Origin of the sequence: Rhodovulum sp. 12E13, assembly GCF_003340565.1 — a bacterium.
Classification (GTDB): Bacteria; Pseudomonadota; Alphaproteobacteria; order Rhodobacterales; family Rhodobacteraceae; genus HLUCCA09.
In genome coordinates this window covers 1-8,791 of record NZ_QPLK01000056.1, presented here as the reverse complement: position 1 = coordinate 8,791, position 8,791 = coordinate 1, and the positions used below count along the sequence as shown (strand labels likewise).

At 72.2% G+C, this 8,791-nt stretch carries 8 protein-coding genes; 2 read left to right on the top strand and 6 right to left on the bottom strand.

The window, feature by feature from the left end; all coding sequences use genetic code 11:
- Positions 1 to 467: 467 nt before the first annotated feature.
- Positions 468 to 1,859 carry an MORN repeat-containing protein gene (locus DLJ49_RS20305; RefSeq protein ID WP_115395337.1) on the bottom strand — a complete coding sequence of 464 codons (1,392 nt, stop codon included), beginning with the start codon at positions 1,857 to 1,859 and terminating at the stop codon, positions 468 to 470.
- A 253-nt stretch (positions 1,860 to 2,112) separates the two neighbouring features.
- Here DLJ49_RS20305 and DLJ49_RS20300 point away from each other — a divergent pair, with 253 nt between their 5' ends.
- Together DLJ49_RS20300 and DLJ49_RS20295 are read left to right on the top strand one after the other, a co-directional pair.
- A complete protein-coding gene (locus tag DLJ49_RS20300; RefSeq protein WP_115395335.1) occupies positions 2,113 to 3,789 on the top strand; it encodes an NAD+ synthase in 1,677 nt (558 codons plus the stop codon).
- Complete coding sequence (locus DLJ49_RS20295; RefSeq protein ID WP_115395334.1) at positions 3,786 to 4,346, top strand: hypothetical protein; 561 nt, start codon at positions 3,786 to 3,788, stop codon at positions 4,344 to 4,346. Before DLJ49_RS20300 ends, DLJ49_RS20295 begins: the two co-directional genes overlap by 4 nt.
- Before the next feature lie 105 nt (positions 4,347 to 4,451).
- On the opposite strand, the gene DLJ49_RS20290 is transcribed toward DLJ49_RS20295, so the two are convergent.
- From DLJ49_RS20290 to DLJ49_RS20270, 5 genes are all read right to left on the bottom strand, one after another.
- Positions 4,452 to 5,405 carry a 1-phosphofructokinase family hexose kinase gene (locus DLJ49_RS20290; protein WP_115395333.1) on the bottom strand — a complete coding sequence of 318 codons (954 nt, stop codon included), beginning with the start codon at positions 5,403 to 5,405 and terminating at the stop codon, positions 4,452 to 4,454.
- Between the two features lie 124 nt (positions 5,406 to 5,529).
- A complete protein-coding gene (locus DLJ49_RS20285) occupies positions 5,530 to 6,447 on the bottom strand; it encodes an MBL fold metallo-hydrolase (RefSeq protein ID WP_115395332.1) in 918 nt (305 codons plus the stop codon).
- 114 nt (positions 6,448 to 6,561) lie between these two features.
- Positions 6,562 to 7,236, bottom strand: coding sequence for a hypothetical protein (locus DLJ49_RS20280; protein WP_115395331.1), 675 nt, complete (start codon positions 7,234 to 7,236; stop codon positions 6,562 to 6,564).
- Between the two features lie 64 nt (positions 7,237 to 7,300).
- Positions 7,301 to 7,948, bottom strand: a complete 648-nt coding sequence (locus tag DLJ49_RS20275; RefSeq protein WP_147277376.1) for a hypothetical protein — start codon at positions 7,946 to 7,948, stop codon at positions 7,301 to 7,303.
- A 70-nt stretch (positions 7,949 to 8,018) separates the two neighbouring features.
- Positions 8,019 to 8,441 (bottom strand): metallopeptidase family protein, encoded by a 423-nt coding sequence (locus DLJ49_RS20270; RefSeq protein ID WP_199533466.1) that lies wholly within the window; start codon positions 8,439 to 8,441, stop codon positions 8,019 to 8,021.
- Positions 8,442 to 8,791 lie beyond the last annotated feature (350 nt).

The window sequence follows — 8,791 nt, the reverse complement described above, 5'->3', positions numbered from 1 at the left end:
CACGCGCACCGTCAACAGGCGTCGCGCCGCTCGGGAGGGTCTGCACAACCCTCGACCGGTCCTCACGACCGGCCCACGACCGCCAAATCCGCCGCTCAGACGCATTCGGTGAATACTGCGGGTTCAACCTCGCGCCTAAATCGTGAACAAAAGGCAGCATACTCATCGGCGTCGAATCTCTTTCGCTTGTCGACCCAATAGCGTCGGGCCCGGGGTGCGCCGGTAGAAGCCGCGAGCCGCCAAGCATTGCCGATGCCAAACGATTTCAGTTGCCCGTGGGGCAACTTTTCGTGACATTCAGAAAGTAGCGTCTGGATTGTCGTACTTCCGGCCTTTGCCGTTCCAATATGCAGATAGAGCATCTTCGAAGCCTCGATTGTGTATTATCTTGCTCAGGTGGTCTTACGATTGCATTGCGCTCCACGTGAAGAGAGTGACCTGCCTGGGGCATCGCCGTTGCCGCTGGCTCAATCCACCACCAACTGCCCGTTCTCCCACATCCCCGTCACCTCCTCGCCCGAGGCGTAGACCAGAGTCCCCTCGCCCTCGCGCTCGCCGTCCACGAAGCCGCCGGTGTAGATATCGCCGTTGGCGTAGCGGGCGGTGCCCTGGCCCTCCATCTCGCCGGCCGACCAGCCGCCTTCGTAGACGAAGCCCTCCTGCGTCTCGAGGCGGCCCTCGCCCGCGCGCGCGCCCTCGACGAAGCCGCCCACATAGACCGACCCGTCGGGATAGGTGGCGCGGCCCTCGCCCTGGGGCACGCCGCCCGCCCACGCGCCCTCGTACGCATAGCCGTCGGGCGCCTCGAGCACGCCCGCGCCCTCGGGCTGCCCCTCGACGAAGCCGCCTTCGTAGACCGAGCCGTCGGGGTATTCCACGCGCCCCTCGCCGTGGAACACGCCCTCGACCCAGTCGCCCGCATAGCCGCCGCCCTCGGCATAGGCGATCTCGCCCCGCCCGTGCGGCTGGCCGTCGAGCAGCCCGCCGGTATAGGTCGTGCCGTCAGCGTAGGTGACGGCGCCCTCGCCCTCCATCCGCCCCTCGACGAAGGAGCCCTCGTAGGTGAACCCGTCGGCGCCCACGAAACGGCCCTGGCCGTGGCGCAGGTCGCCCGCGAACTGGCCCTCGTAGACGTCGCCGTTGGCGTAGGCGATGCGCCCCTCGCCCTCGCGGAGTCCCTCGACCAGCTCGCCCTCGTAGACGTCGCCGCCCGGCTGCACGAGGCGCCCCTCGCCGTGGATGCGGCCGGCATCCCACGCGCCCTCGTAGACCAGCCCCTCGGGCGTCTCCAGCCGGCCCTGGCCCGCGCGCAGGCCGGCCACCATGCCGCCCGCGTAGGTCGACCCGTCGGGATAGGTGATGCGGCCCTCGCCCTCCTTCTCGCCGGCCACCCAGCCGCCCTCGTACCGGTAGCCGTTGGGCGCGACGAGCGTGCCGGTGCCGTCGCGCAGACCGTCGCGGAACGTGCCCTCGTAGCGCGAGCCGTCGGCGTAGGTGGCCACGCCCGTGCCGGTCATCCGCCCCTCGACCCAGTCGCCCTCGTAGGTGCCGCCGTCGGGATAGGTGATGCGGCCGAAGCCGTCGGGCTTGCCGCGGGCGAAGCTGCCCTCGTAGACCGACCCGTCGGGAAAGGTGGCGACGCCCTCGCCGAGGATCTCGCCCTCGACCCAGGCGCCCGAGTAGACGTAGCCGTTGGGCAGCCGGTAGGTGCCCTGGCCGTGCTGCAGCCCGTCCTTGAAGGTGCCCTCGTAGACGCCGCCGTTCTCGTATTGCTTGACCTCGATCCGCCCGCCCTGCTGGGCCGGGGCGGGCAGGGCGAGCGCCAGCGCCAGCGGCGCGGCGAGCGCGGCGCGGCCCATGGCGGGCCGGAAGCGGGGCGGGCGGGGGGCCTGGCGGGGCATGGTCGGCTCCTGCGCGTGGGCTGTCACGGGCGGCGCGGCGAAGGGGGGCGCGAGGCATCCCCGGCGTTTGATCGCGCGCGGGCAGACCCTATGTGGCGGGCGCGAAGGGGGCAACGGTTTTCCCCTTCCGCCGCTTTCCCCCTCGCGTCATCCTGATAAGAGGGCGGGGCGCCCGACCCACCCGACGCGCGACCCCAGGAGGCCGCACCGCATGGACACCTTCCGCCTCACCATGGCCCAGCTCAACCCGACCGTGGGGGCGCTGGCCGAGAACGCGCGGAAGGCGCGCGAGGCCTGGGCCGCGGGCAAGGCGGCGGGCGCGCATCTCGTGGCGCTGCCCGAGATGTTCCTGTCGGGATACCAGGTGCAGGACATGGTGCAAAAGCCCGCCTTCCTCGCCGATTGCGCGCGCCACCTCGACCAGCTCGCCGCCGATTGTGCCGACGGGCCCGCGCTCGGCATCGGGCTGCCCTCGGCCGAAGGGGCGGGGGTGTGCAACACTTGGCAGGTGCTGAAGGGTGGGCGCGTGAGGGCGCGCATCTGCAAGCACCACCTGCCGTGCTTCAACGTCTTCGACGAGCCGCGCACCTTCCTGTCGGGCGACGTGCACGGCCCCTACACGGTGGCGGGTGTCCGCCTCGGCACGCCGATCTGCGAAGACGCCTGGCACGCCGACGTCGCCGAGACTCTGGCCGAGACCGGCGCCGAGATCCTCGTCGTGCCCAACGGCTCGCCCTATTTCCGCGACAAGCGCGACGTGCGGCTGGGGCACATGGTCAGCCGCGTCGTCGAGACGGGGCTGCCGCTGGCCTACGTCAACATGGTGGGCGGCCAGGACGACCAGATGTTCGACGGCGCCTCCTTCGTGCTCAACCCGCACGGGCGCCTCGTGGTGCAGCTGCCGCCGATGGAAGAGGCGATCGCCCATGTCGACTTCCGCCGCACCGCCGCGGGGTGGGAGGCGGTGCCGGGCGATCTCGCCCATTACCCCGACGCGTGGGAGCAGGATTATCGCGTCATGGTCGAGACCCTGCGCGACTACCTCGCCAAGTCCGGCTTCGCCAAGGTGCTGCTGGGCCTGTCGGGGGGGATCGACTCCGCCCTCGTGGCCACCATCGCCGTGGATGCGCTGGGGGCGGAGAACGTGCGCTGCGTGATGCTGCCCTCGGAATACACCTCGGCCGCCTCGCTCGAGGATGCCGCGGCCGTCGCCCGCGCCCTCGGCACCCGCCTCGACGAGGTGCCGATCTCGGCCGCGCGGGCGGCGGTGGGGCAGACCCTCGCGCCGCTCTTCGGCGACGCAGCCCACGGGCTGGCGGAAGAGAACATCCAGTCGCGCCTGCGCGGGCTGATGCTGATGGCGCTGTCGAACCGCTTCGGCGAGATGCTGCTGACCACCGGCAACAAGTCGGAGGTGGCGGTCGGCTACGCCACGATCTACGGCGACATGGCAGGCGGCTACAACCCGATCAAGGATCTCTACAAGACGCGCGTCTTCGAGACCTGCCGCTGGCGGAACGCCAATCACCGGCCCTGGATGAAGGGGCCCGAGGGCGAGGTCGTCCCGCCCCGCGTGATCGACAAGCCGCCCTCGGCAGAGCTGCGCGACGACCAGAAGGACGAGGACAGCCTGCCCCCCTACGAGGTGCTCGACGCCATCCTCGAGCGCCTGATCGACGGCGAGCGGTCGGTGGCCGACGTGGTCGCCGAGGGCTTCGACCGGGACGTGGTCAAGAAGGTCGAGCACCTGATCTACGTGAGCGAATACAAGCGCTTCCAGTCTGCCCCCGGCGCCCGCCTGACGCGCCGCGCCTTCTGGCTCGACCGCCGCTACCCGATCGTCAACCGCTGGCGCGACCCGGGGTCCGAGGCCAACGCCGCCGAATGAACGGGCGCGGCGCCACAGGCGACACGCTCGGCCCCGCCACGGGGCGCAACTGGGCGTTCGTCGCGCCTCTCGCCGCCATCGCGGCGCTCCTGGCCGGCTCCGCGGCCGAGGCGACGCTGCGGCTTGGCCCGGGCTGGCAGGCCACGGCGGTGCCGCTCCTCCTCGCCCTTGTCGTTGCGGCCGCGGCCGCGCTCGTCTGGCGCCTGCCGCCGTTCGAACGGTGCACGCTGCGGCTCGAGCGGGGCGGCGTCACCGTCGCGGGCCGCCACACCTCCGTGCACCTCCCCTGGTCCGAGATCGCCGCGGTCACCCACCGCCCGGCCGGGCTCGGCGCCGCCCACATGACGATCGAGCGGGCGGCGGGCACCGGCGACGTGGGCGACGCGCCCGGCATCGCCTTCCCCGTCCGCGCCACCGGCGCGCGCCTGGAAGACGTGATCGCCTTCCTCGGCCGCGGTGCCGCCGCCTCGGGCTACCGGCTGGAGGAAGGCGGCCACCCGACCGCGGCGCGCCACGCCATGCCCGTCCCCCGCCTCTGGGCCGTTCGCCCCGCCTGAGGCGCGGCTTGCCCTTCTTCTTGCGCCAAATATCCCCGCCGGAGGCCGGCGGGCCGGGCCCGCCCCGGCAAGGGGAATGCGCCGAAGGCGCACCGCTTGCCTCGGTCAGGCGGCCAGCGCCTCTACGGTGCAGTGGGGCAGCAGGCGGTCGACCTCCGACTTGGGGCACAGGCGCGTCGCCTCGGTCGCCACGGCCGCGGCCGAGGCGGCGACCCCGTAACGCAGCGCCTCCTGCATTTCATCGCCGCGCTCCAGCGCGAGCGTGAAGGCCCCGACGAAGCTGTCGCCCGCACCCACCTTCGACACTTCGCGCACCGGGGCGGGGCGGGCGAGCCACGCGCCGTCGGCCGTCGCCAGCACCGAGCCCTCGGCGCCGCGGGCGAAGATGACCGCGTGCGCCACCCCGCGCGCGACGAGCTCCGAGGCGAAGCGCGCCGTGTCCTGCGGCGCGGGCAGGGCGCGGCCCGCGATCTCCTCGGCCTCGACATCGTCGGTGCGCAGCACGTGCAGCGGCTCGTGCGGCGCTTCCACGAGGTTGCGCAGGGCCGGGCCCGACGTGTCGACCACGAGGCGCGCGCGGTGCCCTTCGACGTGGTCGGCCACGAGCTTGGGAAAGTCCTTCGCCACCCCCGGCGGCTGGCTGCCAGAGAGCACCACGTAGCTGCCCGGATGGGCGGCGCGGTCGACCGTGGCGAGCGCGCGCGCCACGTCGGCCTCGCCCCAGACCGGCCCCGGCGTGACGAAGCGGTATTGCCGGCCGGTGCCGGTTTCGGTGACGGAAAACGAGATGCGCGTGTCGCCCGGCCCCTGGAAGGCGACCGTGGGCACGCCCTCGAGCGCCAGAAGTTCCAGCAGGCGTGCCCCCGTGCCGCCGCCGATCGAGACGAGCGCGGTCGACTGGCCCTCGAGCATGAGGATCGCCCGGCTCACGTTGATGCCGCCGCCGCCCGGGTCGACATGCGGCTCCGAGCAGCGCAGCTTGACGTCGGCCAGGATCTCGTCGGCCGAGGTCGCGTAATCGACCGTGGGGTTGAGCGTGAGCGTCAGGATCGGGGTCATGGCGTCTCCGGAAGCGGCGTTACCGCAAACAAGACGCGCGGGACCGGATAATCAAGGGGGCGCGGCCCCGCGCCACCCCTCGGGGCGGGCGGCGCGGGGCCTCGGAAAAGGGGGGAAGGGCGCGTCAGCCCATGAACTGGTAGCTCACCGGCACGTAGCGGAAGCCGTCGCCGCGGGTCTCGACGAAGCCGGCGGCGGGGAAGGGCATGTGGTAGCCGATCATCGGCACCCGGTCGGCCGCGAGCATCCCCAGCACGCGGCGGCGCGAGGCCGCGGCCGCCGCCTTGTCCATGTCGAAGCGCACCTCCCAGTCGGGATAGCCCAGCGACCAGACGTAGTGGTTGGCGAGATCGGCGATCAGCATCATCTGCTGCCCGCCGCTCTCCAGCATGTAGGTCATGTGGCCCGGCGTGTGGCCGAAGGCGGCCATCGCCGTCACGCCCGAGGTTACCGCGTCGCCGTCGCCCAGGAAGGTGAACCGCTCCGCGAAGGGGCGCACCTTCGCGTCGAAGCCCTCGTTCTCCTGCGCGGCCCAGGCGTCGTATTCGACCTGGCCGGTCAGGTAGGCGGCCTCCGTATAGGTCAGCTCCCCCGCCTCGGTGGTCATGCCGCCGATATGGTCGCCGTGCATGTGGGTCAGCACGACATGGGTGATGTCGGCGGGCGCGTAGCCCGCCTCGGCCAGCGGCCCCTCGAGCGAGGCGGCGTTGAGGCCGGTATCGAACAGGATGCGCTCCGACCCGGTGTCGACCAGCGTCGGCGTGAAGAAGAACTGCGCGGCGTCGGTGCCGATGAAGTTCTCTTCGCTGACCTGCGCGAAGTCCTCGGCCGAGACGTTCATGCCGAAGATCGACTGCGGCTCCTCGCGCGGCACCGAGCCCGAGAGCAGGGTGGTGACGTGGAACTCGCCGAGGGTGAAGCTGCGGGCGCGGGGCATGGCGTGGCCACCTCCGTCATGGGCCTGGGCCGAGGCCGGCAGCGCGAGCGACGCGGGGGCGGCCGCGGCCGAGAGCAGGGCGGTTCGGCGGGTGATGGCGGGCATGTCGTCTCTCCCTGTTGTGACACTTCGTCGGGAGAGAGATAGGCGCGACAGGGCGCCGCGGCCATGCAGGGGCGCACAGTGCCTGTGCGCTGCCCGCCGGCGGCGGGGCGTCGCTCAGCGCAGCACCGTCACCTCCTTGACCAGCAGGATCTCGCAGGCGCCGTTGCCCCGATCCGACCGCGTGGTGGAGGTGCGCCAGCCGAAGCCGTCGGGCCCCGACACGTCGACGAGCGCCCCCGCGAGGCGCACGAGCTGCCCCTCGACGATCCCCTCCAGCGCGCGGGCCACCCCGGCGTCGGCCGGCACGAGATGCACGTTGGTCCATGACTCCCCCAGCGCGCGCAGGTCGACGGGCGCGTCCGGCCCGGCGCGGACATGGCCGAACCGTCCGGCCTGGCTCACCGCGACATGGGAGAGAACGGCCGGGTTCGACATCGGGCCCCAGCCGAGCACGAGATCGAGCGGCGAGACCGCCGCCTCGCGCCCGTGCCGATAGGGGTGGCGCGACAGCACCACGCCGTCGACGACGAACAGATGCGAGGGCGTGGCGGCGTGTCCGCCGCCGAGGTCGATGGGCGTGCGCGCCTCCCGCGGCAGCGCCTCCTGCAGCGGCGGGGTGGGCGCGAGCATGCGGTCGACGCTTTCGAGCGCCACCGCCTCGGGGCCCGCGCCCGGCAGCACGTAGCCGCGCTCGGCCCCGCCGAAGAGCGAGGCCCCGATCAGCAGGGCGGCGCCGCCGATCAGCAGCGGGCTCGGCAGGCCGGCCCCGGTCTGGTAGCTTCCACGCATGGCCACGCGGTAGCGTGCGTTTGTGGCGGAAGCGTGGACACACGGCGCCCGGGGGCGCGTTGGTCTACGGCTTGGCCGGTGCGCCGCCGCGCCGCCGCCGGGCGACCGCCCAGCCGGCGGCGAGGGCGCCCGCGAGCAGCGGCAGGCCGCCGGGCAGGGGGATCACGGCGGTGTCGAGGACGGCGAAGGTCGCGGTCTCGCCGAGGGGCGTGGTCTGCTCGGAAGCAGCTGTGCCTTGCGACGCTTGCGACAGCGCGGCGCCTCCTGCTGAGTCATCGAAATCGTAAGCGAAGAATGGCCCATACCTGCCTGCGAGGCTGCAGGAAGCCAAGGCCAGAATTTGGAGGCTGACGGCATCAATCTGACCTGTGGAGTTCTCCCCTGACTCCCTGCGGTCCTGCCACTTCTCGTAGAAGTCCGACAGGCAGGCCGCTTCTTCAGCGGCATTGACGTTGGGATACTGAAAGAAGGTGCCGAGGTCGTCCGCAAGCGCCGCGGCGAGCATGGAATCGGAGGAGCCCGTGTACCACGGCTGTGCCTTCAGGAGCGCTTCGAGCGCGCTCGGCGTCCCTTCGACGGTCGTGATCCGGTAGTCGGTGGTGCCGTCGGTGATCGTCGTGGTCGCTGCCGTGACCGCCACGCCCTGCGCGACGAACAGACAGGAGGCGGCGGCGAGAAGGCGCAATGCCTTGCGTGAAATTCCCTTAACCATGACCTAAGGTTAGGCAATGTGTCGACGCGGAGTCAACACTCCTGGGCGCACGCCCGGCCCCGGCCGCCCCTCACTCCCACCAGCGGTCGATGGCCGCGATGTCGTCGTCGGACCAGCCGAAATGGTGGGCGAGTTCGTGCACGTAGACATGCGCCACCAGATGGCCGAGCGGCTCGTCGCCCCGGTCGGCCCATTCGTCGAGGATCGGGCGGCGGAACAGCCAGATCGTGTCGGGCCGGTCGGGCTGGTCCATCACCGAGCGTTCCGTGAGCGGGATGCCGTCGTAGAGGCCGGTCAGTTCGAACGGGTCCTGCAGGTCGACCTCGGCGAGCATCGCGCTGTCGGCGAACTCCTCCACGCGGATCGCAACCTCGCGGGCCGCGGCGGCGAAGCCCTCGGGCAGGGCGGCGCGCGCCGCCTCCGCGAGCGCCGCGATGTCGCCCGCCGAGGGCGCGGCGCGGTCGGCCCAGCCCGTCTCGTCGTCGCCCTGCACCTCGCGCGCTCCGCTTTTGTCCCGTCTCGGGACTACGCATGAGCGCGCGCCGGAGGTCAACGCCGATCGGGTGCCGGTCGGTCGCGCATGGGCGGCTCTCGCCAGGCCCCGCACCTCGCACCTGCACCGGGATCGGGCGTGCCCCGCTCGACGGAGAGCGGCCGCGCGCCCGCCGTGGTGCGGCGCACCTGCGCGACATGCCGTGACGGGGCCGCCGTCCGGTGACCCCGCAGTATTCACCGAATGCGTCTGAGCGGCGGATTTGGCGGTCGTGGGCCGGTCGTGAGGACCGGTCGAGGGTTGTGCAGACCCTCCCGAGCGGCGCGACGCCTGTTGACGGTGCGCGTGGG

Excerpts from the sequence above, each read along its gene's own strand:
- DLJ49_RS20305 (WP_115395337.1), bottom strand. The coding sequence starts at position 1,859 with ATGGGCCGCGCCGCGCTCGCCGCGCCGCTGGCGCTGGCGCTCGCCCTG.
- DLJ49_RS20300 (WP_115395335.1), top strand. The coding sequence starts at position 2,113 with ATGGACACCTTCCGCCTCACCATGGCCCAGCTCAACCCGACCGTGGGG.
- DLJ49_RS20295 (WP_115395334.1), top strand. The coding sequence starts at position 3,786 with ATGAACGGGCGCGGCGCCACAGGCGACACGCTCGGCCCCGCCACGGGG.
- DLJ49_RS20290 (WP_115395333.1), bottom strand. The coding sequence starts at position 5,405 with ATGACCCCGATCCTGACGCTCACGCTCAACCCCACGGTCGATTACGCG.
- DLJ49_RS20285 (WP_115395332.1), bottom strand. The coding sequence starts at position 6,447 with ATGCCCGCCATCACCCGCCGAACCGCCCTGCTCTCGGCCGCGGCCGCC.
- DLJ49_RS20280 (WP_115395331.1), bottom strand. The coding sequence starts at position 7,236 with ATGCGTGGAAGCTACCAGACCGGGGCCGGCCTGCCGAGCCCGCTGCTG.
- DLJ49_RS20275 (WP_147277376.1), bottom strand. The coding sequence starts at position 7,948 with ATGGTTAAGGGAATTTCACGCAAGGCATTGCGCCTTCTCGCCGCCGCC.